Below are 24,254 nucleotides of genomic sequence, written 5' to 3'. Positions count from 1 at the left end.
CGGCCCCATCTATAATTTTGTGCGCGATATTGTAGGGAGCGGCCCCCGCAGCCGCAAGCGTTGGGCTGCTATAACCTTATTACACAGATCAAGTTTGGCCCAGTTTTCTGTTATTTCTTCAATAATGCCCGCAGTTCATACAGCTGGTTCAGGGCCTCCCGGGGCGACAGGCCATCAACATCCAGCTGCTGTAAGGCCTCTTCCACCGCGCTTGGCTCCGCCATGGCGAACATATCACCCTGATAAACCGTTTCCGCGCTGGTCGGTTGTTTGACGGCTTTCGGCGCCGGTTCATGCACATGCTCCGGGGCCGGCGCTGAGGGGCTGGCACTGCCTTCCAGGTGTGCCAGCTGGGCCTTGGCGTTACGGATAACATCCTGTGGCACGCCGGCCAGCTTGGCCACCTGCAAACCATAGCTCTGGCTGGCGGGGCCGTCATGCACATTGTGCAGGAACACGATGGAATCATCATGTTCGGTGGCAGTCAGGTGCACGTTTACCGCATGTTCCAGGTCATCCGCCAGTTGCGTCAGCTCGAAGTAGTGGGTGGCGAACAGGGTGTAGCAGCAAATGTCCTTCGCCAGGTGCTCTGCTGTGGCCCAGGCCAGCGACAGGCCGTCGAAGGTGCTGGTGCCCCGGCCTACTTCGTCCATCAGCACCAGGCTGTGTTCGGTGGCGTTGTGCAGGATGTTGGCGGTTTCGGTCATCTCCACCATGAACGTAGAGCGGCCACCGGCGATGTCGTCGGAAGAGCCCATGCGGGTGAAAATCCGGTCTACCGGCCCCAGCACCGCCCGGTTGGCGGGCACGAAGCTGCCAGTGTAGGCCAGCAGGGCAATCAAGGCGGCCTGGCGCATGTAGGTGGACTTACCGCCCATGTTGGGGCCGGTAATCACCAGCATCCGGCGTTTGGTGTCCATCAGCAGGTTGTTGGGCACAAAAGGCTCGTCCAGCAGTTGCTCCACCACCGGGTGGCGGCCTTCTTCCACATCAAAACCGGGCTGGTCAGTAAACTCCGGTGCGGTAAAGCGCAGGCTGGTGGCGCGCTCGGCAAAGTTGCTGAGCACATCCAGCTCGGCCAGGGCCTGGGCGGCATCCTGCAGCGGCGCCAGTTGTTCGGCGACGGTTTCCAGAACGTCGTCATACAGGCCTTTTTCCCGGGCCAGGGCGCGGCTCTTGGCACTCAGGGCCTTATCTTCGAACTCTTTCAGTTCGGGCGTAATAAAGCGTTCGGCGTTTTTCAGGGTCTGGCGGCGAATGTAATCTACCGGCGCCTGGGCAGACTGGCCCCGGCTGATTTCAATGTAATAGCCGTGTACCCGGTTGTAGCCCACTTTCAGGGTGGAGATGCCGGTGCGCTCCCGCTCCCGGGTTTCCACATCCAGCAGATACTGGCCTGCGTTCTCGCTGATGTTGCGCAGCTCGTCCAGCTCTTCATCGAAGCCCTCGGCTATCACGCCCCCCTCGCGGATCACCACCGGCGGGTTTTCGATGATGGCCCGCTCCAGCAAGTCAGCAAGCTCCGGGTATTCGCCAATGGTTCCGGCCAGCTGGGCTACATGGCTGGAATTAACCGGCTTCAGGGCTTCCTGAAGCTCTGGCAGGGTCTGGAAAGCATCCCGCAGGCGGGCGAGGTCCCGGGGCCGGGCCGAGCGCAGGGCTACCCGCGCCAGGATCCGTTCGATGTCTCCCACACGCTTGAGTAGGTCGTGCACCGGTTCATAGTGAAAACCGTCCAGCAGGGCCGAGACTGACTGCTGGCGTTGCTGGACCACCTCCACATTCCGCAGCGGGCGGTTCAGCCAGCGGCGCAATTCACGGGCACCCATGGCGGTGGCTGTGCGGTCCATTACCCAGGCAAGGGTGTACTGCTGGCCACCCATCAGGTTGGTGTCTATTTCCAGGTTGCGGCGGCTGGCGGCGTCCAGGATCACCGCATCTTCCCGACGCTCGCGGGTCAGTTTGCGGATGTGGGGCAGGGCGGTACGCTGGGTTTCCCTGGCGTACTGCAGCAGGCAGCCAGCGGCACAAATGGCCAGGTGCAGGTCTTCGCAGCCAAAACCGGTGAGGTCACGCACCTGGAGTTGCTGGGTAATCACACGCCGGGCTGAATCCAGCTCGAACAGCCAGGGGCCTTGCCGGCGCACACCGGTGAAGCCTTCCAGCAGGTCACCGAAGGGGAAATCTTCGCTGATCAGGATCTCGGCCGGGCGCAGCCGCTGCAGTTCCCCCTGCAGGGCTTCCAGGCTGTCCAGTTCAGACACTGCAAAGCGACCACTGGAAATATCCAGCGAGGCAAAGCCGAACTGCTCTTTATGGCTGAAAATAGCCGCCAGAAGGTTGTCGCGGCGGTCTTCCAGGAAGGCTTCATCGCTGAGGGTGCCGGGGGTAACAATGCGCACCACCTTCCGTTCCACCGGCCCCTTGCTGGTGGCCGGATCGCCAATCTGTTCGGCAATGGCGATGGATTGACCTGCGCGCACCATGCGGGCAATGTAGCCCTCAGCGGAGTGGAAAGGCACGCCGGCCATGGGTATAGGATTGCCGCCGGATTGCCCCCGGGCGGTCAGGGTAATGTCCAGCAACTCGGCGGCTTTCTTGGCATCGTCGTAAAACAGCTCGTAGAAGTCACCCATGCGGTAGAACACCAGCTCGTTCGGGTGCTCCCGCTTGATCTTCAGGTACTGCTGCATCATGGGGGTATGCTTGGAAAGATCGGTCTGGGTTGCAGGCATGGAAGCGTCCGGTTGATCGTGCGTTTGGGTCAAAGCGGGGATTGTAAGAAAATAACGCCCGGGATGAAACGAAGGGTTTGGCAACAGGATCTTGGAGAAGGCTATGCAAGCAACCGATCAGCAACTGGAAACCGCCGGCAATGCGCTGGGAGACTTGTTGATGCAGCAAGGCAGAACCATGGCCACCGCTGAAAGCTGCACCGGTGGCTGGGTGGCCAAGGTGCTGACAGACAGGGCGGGTTCCTCTGCCTATGTGATGGCCGGGCTGGTGACCTACAGCAACGAGGCCAAACAGGCCATTCTGGGCGTGGAAGAAAAGGCGCTGGCCGAACATGGCGCTGTCAGCGAACCGGTGGTGCGCCAGATGGTGGCCGGTGCCGTTCGCGCCACCGGTGTGGATGTGGCCGTGGCCATCAGCGGCGTTGCCGGCCCCGGCGGCGGCAGCGTGGAAAAGCCTGTGGGCACGGTATGGTTTGCCTGGGGTACCGGCCCGGACAACACGCAAACCCGTGTTCAGCACTTTGACGGCGACCGGGAACAGGTACGCCGGCAATCGGTTTTGTATGTGTTGCAAGGGGTTACGGAGTTTCTGAAAGCACTGTGATGTTTTTCACCCCGGCAGGGGTTGGTCTGTGCCAAGGCTTATGTTTTAATACTGTTCAAATATACAGGAAAACACTGGATACACCTCCGGTGTCGTCATATCGAATAGTGAGGGGCAGGTAACAATGGAAGACAACCGCAAGAAAGCACTCAGCGCAGCACTGGGCCAGATTGAACGCCAGTTCGGCAAGGGCGCCGTGATGAAAATGGGCGACCAGCCCCGTGAAGCCATTCCTGCGGTATCCACCGGCTCCCTGGGGCTGGACGTGGCCCTGGGTATTGGTGGCTTGCCGTATGGCCGGATTGTAGAGATCTACGGCCCGGAAAGCTCCGGTAAAACCACGCTGACCTTGCAGGTGATTGCGGAAGCCCAGAAGGCCGGCAAAACCTGCGCCTTCATCGACGCCGAGCACGCGCTCGACCCCATTTACGCGGAAAAGCTGGGCGTAAACGTAGACGACCTGCTGGTGTCCCAGCCAGACACCGGCGAACAGGCCCTGGAAATCGCCGACATGCTGGTGCGCTCCAACGCCATTGACGTGATCATCGTCGACTCCGTTGCCGCACTGACACCGAAAGCCGAAATCGAAGGCGAGATGGGCGACAGCCACGTAGGCCTCCAGGCCCGCCTGATGTCCCAGGCCCTGCGTAAACTGACCGGTAACGTCAAACACGCCAACTGCCTGATGGTCTTCATCAACCAGATCCGTATGAAAATCGGCGTCATGTTCGGCAGCCCGGAAACCACCACCGGCGGTAACGCCCTGAAATTCTACTCCTCCGTACGCTTGGACATCCGCCGCATCGGCGCTGTCAAAGAGGGCGACGAAGTGGTCGGTAACGAAACCCGCGTAAAAGTCGTCAAGAACAAGGTATCTCCGCCCTTCAAGCAGGCCGAGTTCCAGATCATGTACGGCAAGGGCATCTACCACATGGCCGAAGTGCTGGACATGGGCGTTAAAGAAGGCTTCGTCGACAAATCCGGCGCCTGGTACGCCTACAACGGCGATAAAATCGGCCAGGGCAAAGCCAACGCCTGCAAGTTCCTGGAAGAGAACATGGACATCGCCAACGAAATCGAAGCCAAGGTTCGCGACAAATTGATGCCCAAGCCGGTGAAGAAAGAAGCGGCAGAAGCGCCAGTGGAAGCAAACGGCGAGCTGTTGTAACTTTTTTCGGACCGCCCTCTGTAAAGTTGGGGGCGGCGCAGTGGGGAGCTTTTCCGGGAATCTCGGAGGCCATGGATGGCCGGAGCGAAGCGCACATGGATGTGCTTGTAGCGTTTCCCGGAAAAGCTCCCCACTGTGCTGACCTGGCACGTTAGTTAGGTGCAGGAGTAAGGTTGGAATACTATGACGATAAAAAAGCAGTTGTTGATAGTAGCCCACGCCCCATCCCCAAATACCCTGAAACTCCGGAACGCCACAGAAAAAGGCGCCCGTAACCCCGACATCGAAGCCGTAGAAGTGGTGGTAAAAGCCCCACTGGATGCCGGCCCCGAAGACATCCTCGCCTGCGATGCCATCATTCTCGGCACCACCGAAAACCTCGGCTACATGTCCGGCGCCCTCAAAGATTTCTTCGACCGAAGCTATTACCCCTGCCTCGAGAAAACCCAGGGCCTGCCCTTTGCCTACTACATCCGCGCCGGCCACGACGGCACCGGCACCCGCCGCGCCATCGACAGCATCACCACCGGATTACGCTGGAAACGCATACAGGAGCCATTGCTGTGCAGGGGAGATTACAGGGATGAATTCGAGCAACAGTGCGAGGAACTGGGCATGTACGTGGCGGCCAGCCTGGATGCTGGCCTGATCTGATTAACTGGCGAACCGGTTGTAAAAACCCTCAATCCGGGAAAGCGCATTGTCGATCGCTCTCGAGTAGCCTTTCTTGTCGAGACAGTAGCTGAACTGCAGACTCACACGGAAGCCCGTCTGAAACGGCTGGCACGACACCACTCGGGCATCAATGCGCGACTCGCTGATGTATTTACCCTCAATATCCAGGAACAAATGCGCGCCGGAGTCTACCGGCCGAGGGCACAGCACCGCCATACCGTAACGATTGAGGTCCAGGCAGGTTACCGCCACTGGCTGCTTCCCGCGACCAAAGAACGCCCTCTCACGGAGTTGCACCCTGAGACACGACGCCGAAAAACGATCCTTGATGCGGCGATCTGCGGAATAATTCGTCATTGCTTTGACCATCACCCGTATTGTACTTGTTGTATCCGGAATCCGTCCGGGCATGGAAGTGTAGTAATCGACGGCCTGCCTGAAAAATGACCAAGGGGGAATTTGTGACCCGGTTGGCATATTGTCACGAATCCGGCCTCTTCCGATAAATGCGGCGCGGATAGGCGACAGCTTGAAGCTCAAACACTACAATGCGAGCGACAGTTACTACTCAAAACCGAACTCAACGGGAATCGAACTTGAAGTCATTGCCCTTGCATCAGCTCTACAAAGCCTGCGTTCTCAAAGATCTGCCATTCAAAACCACCCGGCAACTGGAGCCGCTGGCTGAGATTGTTGGCCAGAACCGCGCTCAGGAAGCGGTTCGTTTTGCGCTCGCCATGCCCCACGGTGGTTATAACGTGTATGCGGTCGGTCGCAATGGCTTGGGTAAGCGCACCATGATGCTCCGGTACCTGGAACACCACGTCGATACCGAACAGCAGAGCCACGACTGGTGTTACGTGGCCAACTTCGATGAGCCGCGCAATCCGCGTTTGCTGCAACTGCCGGCAGGAATGGGCACCCAGCTCAAACAGGACATGGACAAGCTGATGTCGCGGTTGGTGAAGGTGATTCCCCAGACGTTTGACAGTGACAGCTTCCTGGAGCGCTCCGAGCACCTCAAGAACGAGTACGGCAAAAAGCAGGAAGATGAGCTCGAGAAAGTGGCCAAGCAGGCCCGGCGCAAGAAAGTCAGCCTCACGGTAACCACACCGGGTGGCTATCGGCTGGTTGCCATGAATGGCGATGAGCCCCACACCGTGGAGAGCTTCCAGGCGCTGACCGATGAGCAGCGTGACAAGTTTGAAGACACCATCAACGCCCTTGAAAAGAAGCTCCGCCAGGCCCTTCGCAAGCTGGCCGATTGGGAGCAGGAGTACGCCGAGAAGCAACAGGCATTGAACCAGGAAACCCTCGAAGGCATCTCGGGCCACCAGATTGATGAGTTGGTCAAGCGCTACAACGACCAGCCAGACGTGGTTTCCTATCTTGAAGCCGTTCGCAAAGATCTGGTCGACAACCTGGATATCTTCCTTGAGGACGATGAAGAGCAGGCGGCGATCGCCTACGCCTCACTGGACAAGAAAACGCCCCGGCGCTACGTGATCAATGTGCTGGTGCACCAGAAAACCAATGAAGTGCCGGTGGTGGTGGAAGACAATCCCACCTACCACAACCTGTTCGGGTACGTTGAAAACGTCACGTTCAAAGGCACCGTGTTCACCGACTTCTCCCTGATTCGCCCGGGTAGTCTGCACAAAGCCAATGGCGGTTACCTGCTGATGGATGCCATCAAGGTGCTGGAGCAGCCGTTTGTCTGGGACGGTCTGAAGCGCGCCCTGCGCTCCCGCACCCTGCAGATCAATTCCCTGGAGCGGGAGCTGACGCTTTCAGGGACCATTTCCATTGAGCCGGAAGCCGTACCTCTGGATGTTAAAATTGTGCTGTTTGGTGATCGCGAAACCTGGATGCTGCTGCAGGAATACGATTCCGAGTTTGCTGAGCTGTTCCGGGTGACCGCCGATTTCGAAAACGAGATGTACCGTACTGAGGAAAGCCAGCTTCTGTATGCCAAGTTCATTGCCAGTCTGGTGGTGGAGAAGAAGCTGCTGCACTGCACCAATAAAGCGGTGGCCCGTATAATCGAGCACAGCGCGCGCATGGCCGAACATCAGAACAGGCTCTCGCTGCATGCAGCGGACATCGCCAACATTTTAAGGGAATCCGATTTCTGGGCCCGACAGGCGGGTGCCAAACTGATCTCTGAAGTGCACGTTGAGCGCGCGCTGGAGAGTGCCCGTTACCGTAGCAGCCGTATCCGGGATCATTTTTACGATTCGGTTCGGGACGGCTCCACCCTGGTGACCACAACCGGCACCTGCGTCGGTCAGGTGAACGCCTTGTCGGTGCTGTCGACCGGCGGTTTCGAGTTTGGTCTTTCCAACCGGGTAACCGCAACCTGCTACTATGGTGATGGCGGTGTCATGGACATCGAGCGGGACGTGAAGCTGGGTGGCAATATCCATTCCAAAGGCGTGATGATTCTCAGCTCCTGGCTGGCCTCCCATTTTGCGGTGAATGACCCGATGCACCTGTCGGCCAGTCTGACCTTCGAGCAGAACTACGGCGAAGTGGACGGTGACAGCGCCTCCCTGGCCGAGCTGTGCGCCTTGATCTCTGCACTGTCTGGTATTCCGGTGCGGCAGGATCTTGCGATTACCGGCTCGGTGAACCAGTTTGGCGAGGTGCAGCCGATTGGCGGCGTCAACGAAAAGGTCGAAGGCTTTTACGCCACCTGTGAGCTGAAGGGCGGCCTGACCGGCTCCCAGGGCGTTATTATCCCGGTCACTAACGTGCAGAACCTGATGCTGGACAGCGAAGTGGTCACGGCATCCAAGGCGGGCAAATTTGCCGTATACCCGGTTGCCCGTGTGGAGGAGGCCATTACACTGTTGCTTGGCAAACCGGCGGGCAAGGCCGATGACAAAGGCAGGTACCCCAAGCAAAGCGTTTTTGGCATTATCCAGCAACGGCTCGAGAAAATGCGGGAACATGAACGGCAGGAACATGCCAGGGACGATCACAAAGATCCGTCCATCCACTGACCGGCTCCATAATAAAACGGACAGGAGAAAACAGATCCATGACTGATATCCAGCAGACTGTGTATGTGGTAGAGGACGACGAGGCCGTCCGCGATTCACTGGAATTGTTGCTGAAATCCGATGGCAAGCCGGTGAAAACCTATGAAAGCGCCGGCTCTTTTCTGGCAGATTATTCTGACCAGATGGCGGGCTGCATTGTGCTGGATATCCGTATGCCGGGTATGGACGGCATGGAGTTGCAGAAAAAACTCAACGACAAGCATTCGATCCTGCCCATTATCTTCGTGACGGGGCATGGCGACGTTCCCATGGCTGTCGATGCCATGAAGGAAGGTGCCGTCGACTTTATCCAGAAGCCCTATCGCGAGGAAGCGCTGCTGGAGAAGATCGAGGCGGCGCTGGAGCAGGATCGTGAGCAGCGGAAATCTCTGGATGAGCGCCAGGAGATCGTTCGCCGTATCAAGAGCCTGACACCCCGCGAGCGTGAAATCATGGATCGGATGATTGCGGGCCAGGCCAACAAGGTGATCGCCATCGAGCTTGAGATCAGCCAGCGCACCGTTGAGATTCACCGGTCCCGTGTGATGCACAAGATGGGCACCCATTCATTGGCACATCTGGTGCGTATGGTTCTGTCCGTAAAGGAACTTATCGACTAGGTCTGTCGGTATCGTCATCATACAATGACGTTTTTAACCGGCCATGTTTCTATGACTGAAGTTGTCAGTGAGAACTCCGAGGTGACGGTTCTGCTGGTTGATGACAACCCGCAGAACCTGAAAGTCCTCTACGAGACCCTGAAAGACAAAGGCTACCGGCTTCTGATCGCCAACGAAGGCGAGAAAGCATTGGACCTTGCCCACCGCCATCATCCGGAAGTGATTCTGCTGGATATCATGATGCCGGAAATGGACGGCTATGAGGTGTGTGAGCGCCTGAAAGCCGATCCGGAAACTTCAGATTGTGCCGTTGTATTCCTGTCAGCCCTGGACGACCTGCAGGCCAAGGTGAAAGGCTTCAGCCTGGGTGGTGCAGACTACATCTCCAAGCCATTCCAGTCCCTGGAAGTGATTGCAAGGGTTAAAACCCACGCCCAGGTGATTCGCCTCGAGCGGCAACTCCAGGCCCGGAACCGCGAGCTGCAGAGCGATCAGGCGCGCATCCTGAACTCCATCAGCGAGGGCATCTACGGCCTTGACGAGAACGGCATCATCGAATTTGCCAATCCCGCAGCCGCCATGATTATGGGATGCCCGGCGGAAGACCTGATCGGCAAGAGTTTTTTCGAACTGCACTTTTCGACGGCGGCGGAGTGCCAGGACAGCCTGCCGGTGATGGCCACCTGCCGGCAAGGTGTGGCGGAAAACCAGCGTGATATCCGGCTGCTGCGAGCTGATGGCAGTGGCTTCCCCGCGGAGTATCGTTCCACCCCCAAACTGGATGACGGCGAGTTGCATGGCGCGGTGGTTGTGTTTCGGGACATTACCGTGGAACTGGACAACGAACTGGCCCTGGAGGAAGCGCGGGCCCTGGTTCAGGAACAGCGGGATCAACTGGCCCACACCTCACGCCTGACCACCATGGGTGAGATGGCCGCAGGGTTTGCCCATGAGGTCAACCAACCGCTGACCGCTATCACCAATTATGCCCGGGTGTCCAAGCGCATGATGGCCAAGGAGCAACCGGACCTTGTGTTGCTTCAGGAAACCCTCGACAAGATCGAAGCGCAGTCGCACAGGGCCAGTGAGATTATTCGCCGCATCCGACGGTTCATGAAAAAGCCTGCCACTGGTAAAGAAGTCCTGTCTGTTCCGGTGCTGCTGGAGGACACCCGGCAGTTTGCGGAAGTGGATATGAGGAACAACGAGGGCGGTATTGATGTCCGCGTTGAAGATGACCTGCCAGACGTACTGGCGGACCCGATTCAGGTGCAGCAGGTTGCCCTTAACCTGATCCGTAATGCCCTTGAAGCCACTCGCAGTGCCGAATCATCCACGCCTGTGGAAGTCAGCGCCCGCCGATGCGGTGACCAGTGTGTGCGCATTCAGGTGCTCGATCACGGGGTGGGTGTGCCGGAGGATGCCGAGGAAAAGCTGTTTCATCCCTTCTACACTACCAAGGATGAAGGCATGGGCATTGGTCTGGCCACCTGCCGGTCCCTGATTCAGGCCCAGGGTGGCGACATTGGCTATGAGCGTCCGGAAGAGGGTGGTGCCTGCTTCTACTTCACGCTGCCTGTTGCCAATGCGGAGGGGCAGCCCTGCGCAGCAGATTGAGCATCGATCTGGCGGTGAGCGGCCAGATCGATGCGTTTATCCCGCCGTTATAGCCATTCAATACGACCACTCAGGTGTGGCGCATCGCCTTTGCTGTTCAGGAGCTGGTAATCCCAGGCGTCGCTGGCGGTCTGCCAGTTCAGTTGGGCGGTGCCGGGCAGAAACAGGGGTTTCTTGAACTGACAGCTCACCCGCACAGGGCCGGATTGCCAGTCAGCCTGCTGTTCCAGTAATGACAGCGCCCGGGCTTTGCTCCACACGCCATGGGCAATGGCCCGTGGGAAGCCAAAGGCTTTGGCACTCAATGCGTGCATGTGAATCGGGTTGCGGTCCCCGGATACCTGCCCGTACCGTCGCCCAAGGTTCTCCGGTGCCGTGATGGACTCGCTGAACGGATAGGTTTCGAGTTTGGGCGGTTGCGCTTTCGGCTTGCCACCTTCAGCATTTGCCATCCGGAACAGGTTGGTGCTTACCTCCTCCCAGATCAGCCGGCCCGCAGAGCGCGCCTCGGTGATCAGGTCGAACTCGATGCCGCGCTCCGTGCTCTGCTGATTGCCCAACGTAACCCGGATATCCAGGTTTTCGCCGGTCTGGATGGGTCGGTGTTGGGTGATGGTGTTGCGCAGATGCACAAGGCCCAGCAGGGGCAGTGGAAACCGTTTGTCGGTCAGCAATTTCAGGTGCAGCGGGAAAGCAAGGATGTGCGGCCAGGTCATGGGCAGGGTGGAGCCAGGCTTGAATCCGCACACGTTCAGATAGCGGGACAACATCGGCGTATCTGTGGCCACGCCCAGCAGCTCAGCCTGCAATTCCGGGATCTCTGTGTTGGCGCCGGGCTTGTGTGATTTTGGCAGCAGTGCTCTGCCGAACATGGGCAGCAGAGAGGGTGGGGTGCTGCGATAAATCAGTGGTTCTGTCATGGTATTCTTCTCCCTTGTTGGCCTGATCGGCCGGGTAATTTCCCGTGAATCAGTAACGTAATTACCGATTTTCTCTACATTCTGGTACAACTGTGCGTCTGTGGCCTGATATGCTCTAATGTAAGACGAAAGTCGTGGCGGCCTCGCAGTCTGGCAAACCCCTCCAGATCGGGCATTGACCCGCCGTGCCATGAGCACTGTCCGGTGGGTCAAAGTAGTAACCATATAAATAAAATAGCGGGATACTATGCAGGAACTACGTGATGCGGGCGTGATGTTGCGCCTGATTTATGAGGCGATGAAGAAAAAGGGTGTCGATACCGATGCCATATTCAGCCGCCTCGGCGTTGACGAGAACTACGTCTACACAGACCAGCTTCGCACTCCCCACAGCGCCCAGCTTTACTTCTGGCAGGCGGTGGAGGATGTATCCGGCGACCCGGACATAGGCCTGCACCTGGGGCCGCTGTTGCCCGCCTATAAGGGCCAGGTTCTCGAATACCTGTTTCTCAGCAGCCCAACCTTCGGAGAGGGACTGCGCCGGGCTCAGAACTATCAGCGCTTGCTGAGCGATGCCGCCAATACCGATTTCTTCATTGAAGGCGAAGAAGCCTGCATGGTGCTGGACGCCGCCTCCGATGAGATTCGCAAGCTCAAGCACTTCAATGAGTGCTTCGTACAGGGGCTGATTACCTTCTTCAAGTCCATCACCGATGGCAATTTCTACCCATCACGAATCGAGTTCGAGCATGGGCGGGAGCAGGGAGCCGAGCACGTACGCGAAGTTCTGGGTTGTAACGTGGTTTTTGGCGCAGAAGAAAACCGGTTGTATTTCCCCGCTGCGATGCTGTCCCACGCCTCTCCCCACGCCGAACCAGAACTGTTGGCGCTGCACGAGCGCTTTGCCAGTGAACAGGTGGCGCGGCTAGAGAAAAAGGACATTGTCGGTCAGGTGGAGCGCATCATCGCCGAGCTGCTGGACAGCGGCGAGGTGACCCTGGATGCCGTTGCAGAACGGCTGGGTATCAAACCAAGAACCTTGCGCACCCGGCTCACCGAGGCGGAAACCAGCTTCAACCAGGTGCTGGCGGATTTCCGCTATCGGCTGGCGCGGCAGCTCCTTGCGACCACCGATGAGTCCATTGATGAAATTGTGTGCCTCACCGGTTTTTCCGAACCCAGTACGTTCTATCGGGCGTTCAAGCGCTGGTCTGGTATGACGCCCATCGAATACCGGAAGACGGCCCAGGGCAAAGATGCCATGGTTGACGCCATGTAACCGGGGGTTTGGAAAAATCTGAAAAAAGTTCAGTAAAAGCGTTGACATAAACGGGGGCCTCTTTATAATGCGCCCTCGTTGTCACCGAGCAGTCAGCAAACAGGCTGTTAGGCAACAAACGCGGAGCGGTAGTTCAGTTGGTTAGAATACCGGCCTGTCACGCCGGGGGTCGCGGGTTCGAGTCCCGTCCGCTCCGCCATTTTTATCCCCCCCTTGCTTTACCTCAGTTACTTCCCTTGATGTGTTTCCGGTATTCTCCCGGGCTTATGCCATACCAGCGCCGATAGGCCTTGTGGAAGGCTGGTGGGTTCGCGAATCCCAATAGCCAGGCGATTTCCGAAAGCGAACTGTTGGTCTCCTGCAAATAGTCTTGTGCGAGTTGTCGTCGAGTGTTGTCCAGCAACTCCCGAAAGCCGGTTCCTTCACTGGCAAGCTGTCGTTGCAGTGTCCAGGGCGTTGTTCCCAGTCGGTTGGCCAGGGTTTCAATGGTGGGTGTTTCTCCCCGCAATAACGGCGTCATCAGGTACCGGGCCCTGTCAGCCACACTCCAGCCTTTGCGAATCTGCTGCAGCTCCTGTTCACACCAGGCGGTCAGTTTTTCGTGCATACCTTGGTGCGCCTGGCTCGGTGCCTGAAGCCAAACGCTCTCCTTCAGACGAATCGAGTTTTCCTTCGCGCCGAATTCCACGGGGCAACGAAACCAGCTCTCGAATACCTCGTCCAGCCCGATCGAGGGATACTCAATTCGTACCCGTTCCAGGATGTCGTAACGGCCGGTCATGTGTCTGATCAGTTGGGTCCAGGCGGCAAGGATGGAGTCCACGACAAAGTAGTTGTACTGGTTGTATGGACTGATCGAATAGAAACAGGCCTTACGGTGTTCAGCCGCCAGACTTGGCTCGCCTCTGGAGTTCCGGCTGCTTAACAGAGCATACCGTACCAGTGTGGCAAGGGACTGGTGTACGGTGTTGGCGGTTTCTGCGGCCAGGCCGGCAATGCCGGCGTCGATGGGGCGGGTCAGGGCGCCCATACGCAGGCCCAGGGCGGGGTTGCCCGTTGTGGCGATGGCAGCCTGGCCCAGGCGCATGAACCTGGGAATGCTGATGCGTCCTTCCGGCGCGGCCAGCTCAGGGTCGTTAAGATGGAACTGGGATTTTAGCCTTTCGGCATCGCCTCCCTCGGCCTCAGTGGCACGCAGCAACACGGAAGCATAGAGCAGGCTGATGTCGCCCAGCGAATTCTGGTTGGGTCTGGATGCATTGGTCATGATCGTATTATCGGTGTTGTCCAGGGATAATAAAATGTTCTTTTTGGATATTGTTGCGCTGGCGGGAGCTGGGTAGTGTAGGGCCATAACAACGGGCGCGATGGTTGCCCGATCCTACAATCGATGAGGAGATTACCAATGGCTGCATCACCGGGCGTGAGCAAGTACCCGCACCTGCTTGAACCACTGGACCTTGGCTTTACCACCCTGCGTAACCGCACACTGATGGGTTCCATGCATACCGGCCTGGAGGAAGTGAAAAACGGATTCGAGCGTCTGGCTGCGTTTTACGCCGAGCGTGCCCTTGGTGGCGTTGGCCTGATCGTAACCGGTGGCATCGGCCCGAATACCGAAGGTGCGGTATTCCAGCACGCCGCCAAGATGAACACAGAGGAAGAATCTGACAAGCACAAGGTGATTACCCAGGCGGTGCATGAGGCTGACGGCAAAATCTGTATGCAGATCCTGCATGCGGGCCGTTACGCGTATTCCCCTGAGCTGGTCGCGCCTTCGGCTATCCAGGCGCCGATCAATCCGTTCAAGCCCAAAGAGCTGGACGAAGCCGGCATCCAGAAGCAGATCGACGACTACGTGAACTGTGCTGCCCTGGCTCAGCGCGCTGGATACGACGGCGTGGAGATCATGGGTTCCGAGGGTTATTTCATTAACCAGTTCATTGTCAAACACACCAACCACCGCACCGATCAGTGGGGTGGCAGTTACGAGAACCGCATTCGCCTGCCCATTGAAATCGTTCGCCGGGTTCGTGAGCGCGTGGGCGAAAACTTCATCATCATTTATCGCCTTTCCATGCTCGATCTGATCGAAGACGGCAGCACCTGGGAAGAAGTGGTGCACCTGGCCAAGGAAATCGAGAAGGCTGGCGCCACCATTATCAACACCGGTATCGGCTGGCATGAGGCCCGTGTGCCGACCATCGCCACATCCGTGCCCCGTGGCGCCTTCACCAAGGTAACGGCCCGCCTCAAGGGTGAAGTCAGTATTCCGCTGGTAACCACCAACCGGATCAACATGCCGGACGTTGCCGAGAAGGTTCTGGCAGAAGGTGATGCGGATATGGTGTCCATGGCCCGCCCCTTCCTGGCGGACGCTGACCTGGTGCTCAAGGCGGCGGAAGACCGCGCCGAGGAGATCAATACCTGCATCGGCTGTAACCAGGCCTGTCTTGATCACACGTTTAGCGGCAAGCTGACGTCCTGCCTGGTCAATCCCCGCGCCTGCCACGAAACCGAACTGGCGTATGTGAAGACGGCTACGCCGAAGTCGGTTGCGGTGGTTGGTGCTGGTCCCGCAGGCCTGGCGTTTGCCTCGGTTGCCGCGGAGCGTGGACATAAAGTCACCGTCTTTGACGCCGGTAGCGAGGTGGGCGGTCAATTCAATGTGGCCAAACGCATTCCGGGCAAGGAAGAATTTTACGAAACCCTGCGCTACTTCCGGGTGATGCTCGACAAACATGGCGTTGATATTCGGCTCAATACCCGCGTTACGGCAGAGGACCTCAAGGCCGGTGGCTTTGATGAGGTGGTCCTGGCCACTGGCGTGGAGCCACGCACACCGGAGATCGAAGGTATTGATCACCCGAAGGTGATTGGCTACCTGGATGCGTTGTTGGAGCGTAAGCCGGTTGGTCAGAAGGTTGCTGTCATCGGTGCGGGTGGTATCGGCTTCGATGTGTCTGAATTCATCGTCCACAAGGGTGAATCGCCTTCGTTGAACACCGAGCACTTCATGAAGGAGTGGGGCGTGGATCTCACGGTTGAGCACCGTGGCGGTATTCAGGGTGTTCAGCCTCAGGTGCCTGAGCCTGCGCGGGAGGTCTACCTGCTGCAGCGCAAGGCCTCGAAAGTTGGCAAGAACCTGGGCAAGACCACCGGCTGGATTCATCGTACCTCTCTCAAGCACCGCAACGTGCAGATGGTGCCCGGCGTCAGCTATCGCAAGATTGATGACGAAGGCCTGCACATCACCATTACACCGAAAGGTGCCGAGCAGGGCGAGGATAAAGTGTTGCCGGTGGATACCATCATCGTGTGTGCTGGTCAGGAGCCGCTGCGTGAGCTGCACGCAGGCCTGGAAGCAGCCGGTTTGCCGGTGCATCTGATTGGTGGTGCCGATGTGGCGGCAGAGCTGGATGCAAAGCGGGCCATTGATCAGGGTAGCCGCCTGGCAGCGGAGATCTGATCACAAAACGTTGCAGTTTTTCTCTGTGTTTCGGTTAAGGTCTGGCTAGACTATGGAGTTGAAGAGCGGGAGGGGGATGGAACTCTCTTCCCGCATCGGGCGTCCATAACAAGAGTTTTCCGAAGCATGGAGAAAGTGAATGGTTAATGCCGGGCAGGCAGCCGACGGGTATTCGGCGGTTTTCTTTATGGAGGGCAGTCAGGTTGCCCGGCAGATGCGGTTGTCTGAATTTGGCGCGTTTCTGGACGGCTATGTTGGCCTATCTGATCTTGCCGAGACAGATGTTCGGGCGGTGCTGGTCAACCTTTCACCGGAGTTGACGGTTCGGTCGTTGGTTTTCTTCCGTATCTGGTTTGATGATGAGGGGCGGGCCGACAGTCACTGGAACGTGCCTATCGAGGCGTTGGCAGAGAAAGGCGCCAAGGGACCGGATATGGGCGGCGGTGCTATCCGGCTGGTTTGTAGGAGCCAGTGTCCTGATCCGGCATTTGCCCAGGAACTCTGGGACCCGGACATGACACCGGGCAGTAACCACTTCCAGTTGATCCGCAAAGCGGTTGACGCCAACGCTTTGCGTTTCCAGAAGGTGGAACCGGAAGAAGAGAATATTCCGGTCCTGACCGCGGCGAGTGTGGAGCAGCCCGTCGAGGATAACCGTGACCGGGCCCGTGTTGCCCAGATCCTCCGTGAACAGCGGCTCAGGATCAAAACCCTCCAAAGTGTGCATCGGGATTCCCTGGCTGACCTCCAGCGTGAGCATCGCCTCGAAATGCAGGCTTTGCGCAGCGAAATGTCAGATCTGGAACAGCGATACGAACGCACCCGGATCAGCAATGAACAGCTCAAACAGCGCCTGGCTCAGCGCAACGAGCAATATCTCTCCATGCAGGAAAAAATGGCGGAGGGCGACGCCCGCCAGCGTAAGGACGTTCATGCTGACGCCGAGACCGTTCTGCTGCATGAACAGCTGGAGCGCAAACAGCGTGAGCTGGAGCTTCGGGATGACAAAATTGTTGCCCTTGAGCAGGAAAACCACGAGCTTCGACACCAGGTACCACCCGAGGATTCGCTGCTGGAACAGTTGCAGAGCCAGTCCGTATTCCTGGTTGCCTATCATCCCGGCGTGGGCCATATCACACTGCCTTACGACGATATCGATACCTATTTTGGCAATCCGGTGGCCTATGCCGCCGAGCGTTGCGGTATGAACGAGCCGGCCTACAAAGACTGGCTGGCACACTACGAACACCCGGTTTGCCGCCACGTGGATAGTGACGGAAATGCCTGCGGTGAGCCGATCATGCGGGTAACCCAGCCGGCGGAATTCCAGCCAGGGGTAGATGATCATTGCGAACAGCACCGGTCCTGACGCGGATCTTTTTTCAGTATCTGCCTGAGATTCGTTAAACTGTGGCTCTGTTCGTTACAGAACAGGAGGGGCCATGCCTTTCCTGTCTCATTCAGACACCACGGGATACTTCATGGATCAGTTCAGGAATATCGGCATTGTCGGGCGCATGGGCAGCGTCAAGGTGGTTGAGTCTCTGCGGCAGCTCAAGCAGTACCTGACGGCCAACAACTACCACGTCATCATCGAGGAAGATACCTCCACCATGATTCCGGGCCATGGCCTGCAGGTCGCCAGCAAAAAACTGCTGGGCGAAATCTGCGACCTGGTCATTGTCGTGGGCGGGGACGGTAGTTTGCTGGGGGCTGCCCGTGAACTGGCCAAATCCAAGATCCCGATTCTGGGAGTTAACCGCGGCCGCCTGGGCTTCCTGACGGATATTTCTCCATCTGACCTCGAAGAGCGCCTGGCCCGGGTGCTTGAGGGTGAATATATCGAGGAATCGCGGTTCCTGTTGGATGGCCATGTGGAACGTAATGGCCAGCCCCTGGGCTACGGTTCTGCCCTGAACGATGTGGTGCTGCACCCCGGTAAGTCTACCCGGATGATCGGTTTTGACCTCTACATTGATGGCCACTTTGTTTACAGCCAGCGTTCCGATGGCTTGATTGTTGCCACGCCCACCGGCTCAACCGCCTATTCCCTGTCAGCAGGTGGTCCCATCATGCACCCGAAACTGGATGCTGTGGTGCTGGTGCCCATGTTCCCGCATACCCTGAGCAGTCGTCCGATCGTGGTCGATGGCAAGAGTGAAATCAAACTGGTGATTGGTGAAACCAACGAAACCTACCCGCAAGTCAGCTTTGATGGCCAGATGAACATTGCCTGTGCGCCCGGGGATATCATCCGAATTACCAAAAAGCCGTTCAAGATCCGTCTGATCCACCCGACCGATCACAATTTCTATGCCACCTGCCGTGACAAGCTGGGTTGGGCAAGCGAAATAGCAGCGAGTTGATTATGGCGGGACAGACTTCAACCGCGAGCCGCGGTTACGACATTATTGGTGACATTCACGGTTGCGCCCACACCCTGGAGCGGTTGCTCCAGCAGATGGGGTATCGTAAACAGAACGGCATTTACCAGCATCCCCGGCGCCAGGCCATTTTTATTGGCGACATCATCGATCGGGGCCCAAGAATCCGTGAGGCCCTGCATCTGGTGCGGGATATGGTGGAGCACGGTGCCGCCCGCATCGTTATGGGCAACCATGAATACAATGCCCTCGGCTACTGCACCCGGGCGCGGCCGGGCAGTGGCAAGCAATTCCTGCGCGAACACAACCCTCGCCATGACCGCCTGATCAAGGAAACTCTTGAGCAGTTCGATGCGTATCCCCACGAGTGGAACGATTTTCTGGAGTGGTTTTACACCATTCCGCTGTTTATCGAAGAGGAGCACTTCCGGGTGGTGCATGCTTGCTGGGATCAGGATCTGATAGACAAGTTCCGGCAGAATCAGGGCGGTGCCTGTATTGATGAAGACTTTCTTCATGCCTCGGCCGCCATCGAATCTTTCGCCGGCCAGGTGATGGACACCTTGTTGCGTGGCACTGACTTGCGCCTGCCGCCAGGGGTCAAGATTACGGGGCGGGATGGCTATGTTCGGGAATTCTTCCGCACCAAGTTCTGGGCCGACAACCCACAAACATACGCCGATGTGGTGTTCCAGCCAGACCCATTACCACCGGAAGTGGCGTCCATGAGCTTGCGGGAGGATGAGCGTAAACAACTGATTACTTATCCGCTGGATGCGCCGCCGGTCTTCGTCGGGCATTACTGGATGGATGGTGAGCCGGCACCTTTGAAGTCGAATGTGGCCTGTATCGATTACAGCGCCGTAAAGTACGGCAAGCTGGTGGCCTATCGGCTGGATGATGAAAAGGCACTTTCCCGCGACAAGTTTGTCTGGGTAGAGGTGGATCGTCCCGAGCAGCCGGATTATCCCACCAGTGAAGACAGCGTGGCGCGCTAAGTATCAGCGAGGTTAGTTTGGACCAACATACATCATCTCCGATTACCCCCAGCGGGCGCTGGCAGCCGGCTCCCCGGCATGCACCGTTTGTTGTGAGCGTGATCGGCATCGCCGTTGCCATGGTGTGGCTGACATCCATGGGGCAGAACCCCCTGGCCGCGGCCATGATGATCGTCGATCCGAGGCACTATTCCTGGGACCTGTTCAGTTCCCTGGGCGGGAGGTTGGATGCGCTTTCTGCGACAGTGGCAGGCGGGCAGTTGTGGCGCCTGATTTCACCGGATTTCCTGCATTTCAGCTGGACCCACATCATTTTCAACTCGGTCATGCTCTGGTTTCTGGGCAGCCAGATTGAATGGATTGATGGTCGCGCCCGCCTGGTGGCGCTGTTCCTGGTAACCAGTCTGTCCGCCAATCTGTTGCAGTATCTGGTGTCTGGCCCCCTGTTCGGAGGTTTGTCGGGTGTCGTTTATGGCATCCTTGGTTACTGTTGGCTGAGCCAGCAACGCCGGCCCAGATTCCAGTTTCCACCTGCGTTGGTCACCTTTGCCCTGGTGTGGATGGTGATCGGCTTTACGCCTATCCCGGAAATGATTGGCCTGGGCCGGATGGCTAACGAGGCTCACCTGGGAGGCTTTGTGGGTGGTCTGGCGTTGGCAGCGGTGATGCCCGCCCGGGGGCGGTTTCGGTGAAGGCATAAAAAAGCCCCACCAAAGGGTGGGGCATTAAAAGAGCTTATAGCTCCTGATGAGAGAGACCAAATGATACGACCGTCGTCATTTGGTGAGATAATGATAATTGTTATCATTTCCATCTGTCAAACGGATTTGCCGATTTTTTTATGAATGATTTTTCAGGAGGTGGGTAATGACCTACGACGAACTCATTGAACGGCTGGATCCGACTGTATACCGGAACCTCAAGCAATCTATCGAGCTTGGTAAATGGCCTGATGGAAGGGCAATGACCCGAGAGCAGCGGGAAATCAGCCTGGAAGCGGTTATCTATTACGAGAACAAACACAATGTGCCCGAAGAGCAGCGGGTGGGCTATCTGGACCGGGGCGAGAAAGCCGGTACCGCCTGTGATCCATCCGTGCAGTTTCGTAAAGATCGCCAGAACGGCAACGATGTGGATCCAGACCAGTTCGTCGAGGTCAAGGTTTGAGCGAGTCAATTGATGTAACCGGCCGCTTGCGTAAGATGCCGGCGCAAGCCGGCGATCCGGTGGCCTACACTCTGGCCGTGGGTGACACCCGCATTCCCCTGAATGACCTGATTGGCCAGAAGGTGCGACTGGACTTTGACGGTGTGATTCGCTGCATCCACTGCGACCGCACCACCAAGAAGAGTTTCAACCAGGGCTACTGTTATCCCTGTTTCCGCAAACTCGCTGCCTGTGACAGTTGCATCATGAGTCCTGAGAAGTGCCATTACCATCTGGGTACCTGCCGGGAGCCCGAGTGGGGCGAGGCGAATTGCATGGTGGAGCACGTGGTCTACCTGGCCAATTCCAGTGGCTTGAAGGTGGGTATTACCCGGGGCTCGCAAGTGCCGACTCGCTGGATCGACCAGGGCGCGGTGACAGCCATTCCCATGCTGCGGGTAGCCAGCCGTTACCTGTCCGGTCTGGTGGAAGTGGCGTGCAAGAGCCATGTGGCGGATCGGACCAATTGGCGCGCAATGCTCAAAGGCGATGTGCCGGAGCTGGACCTGGTGCAGGAGCGCCAGAGGCTGCTGGCAGTGATAGAGCCTGATCTGGCAGACCTGCGGCGAACCCATGGCGAAGACAGTTTGCGAGTTGTGGACGAGGCCTCACTGGGGCTTGGTTATCCGGTTCAGGTGTGGCCGTCTAAAGTGAAAACGCATAATCTGGACAAGTCACCGGATGTGGAAGGGCGGCTGGAAGGCATCAAGGGCCAGTACCTGATGCTCGATACCGGTGTGATCAATATTCGAAAATTTACCGGATACGAAGTCCGGTTCCGGGTTCTTGACTGAGCGCGGAAGTCTACTGTCTGGAGAGTGTGAATGCGTACCAACCAGCCACAAACCATCTACCTGAGCGAGTACCAGGCGCCGGCGTATCTGGTGGACCATGTAAGCCTGAGGTTTGAATTGTTCGAGGACGGCGCGCGGGTGCACAGTACCTTGTCCATGCGCCAGAACCCCGCGGCCGGGCAGAGTGGCACGCCACTGGAGCTGGATGGTGACGGTCTGACCCTGGAGACTCTGTCCCTGAACGGTCAGCCGCTGGCCAGTGGCGAGTATCAGAACGAGGGTGACAAGCTGGTGATTCCAGTGGTGCCGGATTCGTTTGAGCTGGCGGTCGTCACCTGGATAGAGCCGCAGAACAATACCCGCCTGGAGGGCCTGTACAAGTCATCGGGCATGTTCTGCACCCAGTGCGAGGCCGAAGGTTTCCGCTGTATCACCTATTATCCGGACCGGCCGGATGTGATGGCGCGCTTCCAGACCCGCGTTGAAGCCGATAAGTCTGCCTACCCGGTGTTGCTTTCCAATGGTAACCCCATTGAGCAGGGCGACCTAGAGAACGGCCGTCACTTTGTGACCTGGGAAGATCCGTTCCCCAAACCGGCCTACCTGTTTGCGCTGGTGGCGGGCGACCTTGTCGAGAAACGGGATACGTTTACCACTGTTTCTGGTCGCGATATCGATTTGCGCATCTACGTTGAGGCGCGCAATGCCCGCAAGTGCGATTACGCTATGGATGCGCTCAAGCGTTCGATGCGCTGGGATGAAGAGGTGTATGGCCGTGAGTACGATCTTGATATCTTCATGATCGTAGCAGTGGATGATTTCAATATGGGGGCCATGGAAAACAAGGGCCTGAACATCTTCAATTCATCCTGCGTGCTGGCCAGCCAGGACACGGCTACGGATGCCGCTTTCCAGCGTATCGAAGCCATTGTTGCCCATGAGTATTTCCATAACTGGTCCGGTAACCGGGTTACTTGCCGGGACTGGTTCCAGCTGAGTCTGAAAGAAGGCTTTACGGTATTCCGGGATTCCCAGTTCTCGGCGGATATGGGCTCGCCCACCGTCAAGCGCATTGAAGACGTTACCCTGCTGCGCACCGCTCAATTCGCCGAAGATGCCGGCCCCATGGCGCATCCGGTTCGGCCGGCGTCGTACATGGAAATCTCCAACTTCTACACCCTGACCATCTATGAAAAGGGCGCAGAAGTGGTGCGGATGATTCACAATCTGCTCGGCGCCGAGCTGTTCAGGAAGGGCAGTGACCTCTACTTTGGCCGCCACGACGGCCAGGCCGTCACTACCGATGACTTTGTTCGGGCAATGGAAGATGCCTCCGGGCGCAACCTGAGCCAGTTCCGTTTGTGGTACGAGCAGGCGGGCACGCCGGTGTTGGCGGTAGCGGATCATTACGATGAGGCACAAGGTGTGTATCGACTGGATATCCGGCAGTCGATTCCGGATACGCCCGGACAGTCCGGGAAAAAGCCGCAGCATATTCCGTTTGCGATCGGCCTGCTTGATTCCGAAGGGCAGCCGCTGCCTCTGAACATGGGGGCGGAGGACAGCAACGGTCCCGCTGAGCGGGTGCTTGAACTGACTGAGACGCAACACAGCTTTGAGTTCCATGGACTCAAGGAGCGGCCGGTGCCGTCGTTGCTGAGGGATTTTTCCGCCCCGGTGAGGGTTCATTACCCATGGGCCCGCGAACAGCTGTTGTTCCTGATGAGTCATGATCCGGATGGCTTTAACCGGTGGGATGCTGGCCAGAAACTTGCGGTCGATGTTATCCAGTCATTGGTTGACGCGCCTCAGGGCACGGAAATTGAACCACGGCTGGTGGAAGCCTATCGCCTGTTGTTGAACGATACCGAGTTGGACCAGGCGCTTGTGGCCAAGATGCTGCTGTTGCCTTCGGAAGCCTATCTGATCGAGCTTTCCGAGCAGGCCGACGTGCCGGCCATTCATGACGCCCGGGAGCAGGTTCTGACGCATCTGGCCCAGGCGCTCCGCGATGACCTGCTGGCCTGTTATCAGCGCAACGCTGGTCAGGGCGATTATCAGCTGACGCCGGGTGCCATCGCCCGTCGCAGCCTTCGTAATACAGCGTTGGCGTGGCTGCTGCACATTGATGATGAGCAGGGGCGGGCGCTGGCCGTTGAGCAGTTTGAGCAGGCGGATAACATGACGGACCGGCTCGGCGCCTTGCGTGCCCTGGTGAATTCCGGTTTTGAATCGGATCGGATCAGGGCCCTGGCAGAATTCTTCGAGCGTTTCCAGGATGACCCGCAGGTGGTTGAACTCTGGTTCTCGGTGCAGGCGTCCAGCGACCGGGCAGGGCAGTTGCCGCAGATCCAGGCGTTGTTGGAGCATCCGGCCTTCGACTGGAAGAACCCCAACAAGGTGCGTTCTGTGGTCGGGGTGTTTGCTGGCCAGAACCTGGCAGCTTTCCATAAACCGGATGGCAGTGGTTACCGGTTCCTGGCGGACCAGGTGTGTCGACTGGACGACAGCAACCCGCAGATTGCTGCCCGGTTGGTGTCTCCGCTTACCCGGTGGAAGAAGTTTTCACCGCAATACAGCAGTCAGATGAAGACCGCCCTTGAGCGGATTCGTGACAAAAACGAGCTTTCACGAGACGTGTACGAGGTGGTTCACAAGAGCCTGGCGGACTGACCCAGGCTCGTACCCTGGCTGTGATTGTAAAGCCGTCGTCACAGCCAGATACAAAATCGCACTTTCGG

19 protein-coding genes and 1 tRNA gene are annotated in these 24,254 nt (G+C 57.8%); 16 read left to right on the top strand and 4 right to left on the bottom strand.

The window, feature by feature from the left end:
* Window positions 1-110: 110 nt before the first annotated feature.
* Entirely contained in the window at window positions 111-2,735 is a 2,625-nt protein-coding gene (mutS, locus tag ACZ5Q2_RS16850; protein WP_374786948.1) for a DNA mismatch repair protein MutS, read from the bottom strand.
* Between the two features lie 103 nt (window positions 2,736-2,838).
* Between mutS and pncC the strand changes: the two genes are divergently transcribed.
* From pncC to ACZ5Q2_RS16835, 3 genes are all read left to right on the top strand, one after another.
* On the top strand, window positions 2,839-3,339 hold the full coding sequence (pncC, locus tag ACZ5Q2_RS16845) for a nicotinamide-nucleotide amidase (protein WP_374786947.1): 501 nt from the start codon (window positions 2,839-2,841) through the stop codon (window positions 3,337-3,339).
* Window positions 3,340-3,463: 124 nt separating this feature from the next.
* On the top strand, window positions 3,464-4,507 hold the full coding sequence (gene recA / locus ACZ5Q2_RS16840) for a recombinase RecA (protein ID WP_374786946.1): 1,044 nt from the start codon (window positions 3,464-3,466) through the stop codon (window positions 4,505-4,507).
* 183 nt (window positions 4,508-4,690) lie between these two features.
* Window positions 4,691-5,161, top strand: a complete 471-nt coding sequence (locus ACZ5Q2_RS16835; protein WP_374786945.1) for a flavodoxin family protein — start codon at window positions 4,691-4,693, stop codon at window positions 5,159-5,161.
* Here the strand turns inward: ACZ5Q2_RS16835 and ACZ5Q2_RS16830 are convergent, their stop codons facing one another.
* The gene (locus tag ACZ5Q2_RS16830; RefSeq protein ID WP_058093151.1) at window positions 5,162-5,539 is read right to left on the bottom strand and encodes a PilZ domain-containing protein; all 378 of its coding nucleotides are present in this window, start codon (window positions 5,537-5,539) and stop codon (window positions 5,162-5,164) included.
* A 239-nt stretch (window positions 5,540-5,778) separates the two neighbouring features.
* Between ACZ5Q2_RS16830 and ACZ5Q2_RS16825 the strand changes: the two genes are divergently transcribed.
* The 3 genes from ACZ5Q2_RS16825 to ACZ5Q2_RS16815 are packed head-to-tail and all read left to right on the top strand — an operon-like array spanning window position 5,779 to window position 10,463.
* A complete protein-coding gene (locus ACZ5Q2_RS16825; protein WP_061331687.1) occupies window positions 5,779-8,187 on the top strand; it encodes a Lon protease family protein in 2,409 nt (802 codons plus the stop codon).
* 38 nt (window positions 8,188-8,225) lie between these two features.
* Window positions 8,226-8,846 (top strand): response regulator FixJ, encoded by a 621-nt coding sequence (gene fixJ, locus ACZ5Q2_RS16820; RefSeq protein ID WP_058093114.1) that lies wholly within the window; start codon window positions 8,226-8,228, stop codon window positions 8,844-8,846.
* 51 nt (window positions 8,847-8,897) lie between these two features.
* Entirely contained in the window at window positions 8,898-10,463 is a 1,566-nt protein-coding gene (locus tag ACZ5Q2_RS16815; RefSeq protein ID WP_061331688.1) for an ATP-binding response regulator, read from the top strand.
* 47 nt (window positions 10,464-10,510) lie between these two features.
* Here ACZ5Q2_RS16815 and ACZ5Q2_RS16810 read toward each other — a convergent pair whose 3' ends face one another.
* The gene (locus ACZ5Q2_RS16810; protein ID WP_061331689.1) at window positions 10,511-11,383 is read right to left on the bottom strand and encodes a MaoC family dehydratase; all 873 of its coding nucleotides are present in this window, start codon (window positions 11,381-11,383) and stop codon (window positions 10,511-10,513) included.
* A 247-nt stretch (window positions 11,384-11,630) separates the two neighbouring features.
* On the opposite strand from ACZ5Q2_RS16810, the gene ACZ5Q2_RS16805 reads away from it, so the two are divergent.
* Together ACZ5Q2_RS16805 and ACZ5Q2_RS16800 are read left to right on the top strand one after the other, a co-directional pair.
* A complete protein-coding gene (locus tag ACZ5Q2_RS16805; protein ID WP_464597166.1) occupies window positions 11,631-12,662 on the top strand; it encodes an AraC family transcriptional regulator in 1,032 nt (343 codons plus the stop codon).
* 122 nt (window positions 12,663-12,784) lie between these two features.
* Window positions 12,785-12,861, top strand: a tRNA-Asp gene (locus tag ACZ5Q2_RS16800).
* 24 nt (window positions 12,862-12,885) lie between these two features.
* Here ACZ5Q2_RS16800 and ACZ5Q2_RS16795 read toward each other — a convergent pair.
* Complete coding sequence (locus ACZ5Q2_RS16795; RefSeq protein WP_061331769.1) at window positions 12,886-13,929, bottom strand: AraC family transcriptional regulator; 1,044 nt, start codon at window positions 13,927-13,929, stop codon at window positions 12,886-12,888.
* Between the two features lie 138 nt (window positions 13,930-14,067).
* On the opposite strand from ACZ5Q2_RS16795, the gene ACZ5Q2_RS16790 reads away from it, so the two are divergent.
* The 8 genes from ACZ5Q2_RS16790 (at window position 14,068) to pepN (ending at window position 24,186) form a co-directional block, all read left to right on the top strand.
* A complete protein-coding gene (locus ACZ5Q2_RS16790; RefSeq protein WP_061331691.1) occupies window positions 14,068-16,131 on the top strand; it encodes an NADPH-dependent 2,4-dienoyl-CoA reductase in 2,064 nt (687 codons plus the stop codon).
* Between the two features lie 139 nt (window positions 16,132-16,270).
* Window positions 16,271-17,500, top strand: a complete 1,230-nt coding sequence (locus ACZ5Q2_RS16785; RefSeq protein WP_061331692.1) for a hypothetical protein — start codon at window positions 16,271-16,273, stop codon at window positions 17,498-17,500.
* Window positions 17,501-17,612: 112 nt separating this feature from the next.
* Entirely contained in the window at window positions 17,613-18,497 is an 885-nt protein-coding gene (locus ACZ5Q2_RS16780; RefSeq protein WP_058093152.1) for an NAD(+) kinase, read from the top strand.
* Between the two features lie 2 nt (window positions 18,498-18,499).
* Window positions 18,500-19,513, top strand: coding sequence for a metallophosphoesterase (locus tag ACZ5Q2_RS16775; RefSeq protein ID WP_061331693.1), 1,014 nt, complete (start codon window positions 18,500-18,502; stop codon window positions 19,511-19,513).
* A 2-nt stretch (window positions 19,514-19,515) separates the two neighbouring features.
* The gene (locus tag ACZ5Q2_RS16770) at window positions 19,516-20,205 is read left to right on the top strand and encodes a rhomboid family intramembrane serine protease (protein WP_197463824.1); all 690 of its coding nucleotides are present in this window, start codon (window positions 19,516-19,518) and stop codon (window positions 20,203-20,205) included.
* A gap of 175 nt (window positions 20,206-20,380) precedes the next feature.
* Entirely contained in the window at window positions 20,381-20,680 is a 300-nt protein-coding gene (locus ACZ5Q2_RS16765) for a YeaC family protein (protein ID WP_058093123.1), read from the top strand.
* A complete protein-coding gene (locus tag ACZ5Q2_RS16760) occupies window positions 20,677-21,513 on the top strand; it encodes a DUF2797 domain-containing protein (RefSeq protein WP_061331695.1) in 837 nt (278 codons plus the stop codon). The genes ACZ5Q2_RS16765 and ACZ5Q2_RS16760 overlap by 4 nt, the downstream gene beginning before the upstream one ends.
* Before the next feature lie 30 nt (window positions 21,514-21,543).
* Window positions 21,544-24,186 carry an aminopeptidase N gene (gene pepN, locus ACZ5Q2_RS16755; protein ID WP_061331696.1) on the top strand — a complete coding sequence of 881 codons (2,643 nt, stop codon included), beginning with the start codon at window positions 21,544-21,546 and terminating at the stop codon, window positions 24,184-24,186.
* Window positions 24,187-24,254: the final 68 nt, after the last annotated feature.

This window comes from Marinobacter alkaliphilus, assembly GCF_055394375.1.
The sequence above is the reverse complement of the archived record's forward strand: the minus strand, read 5'-3'. Positions and strand labels throughout refer to the sequence as shown.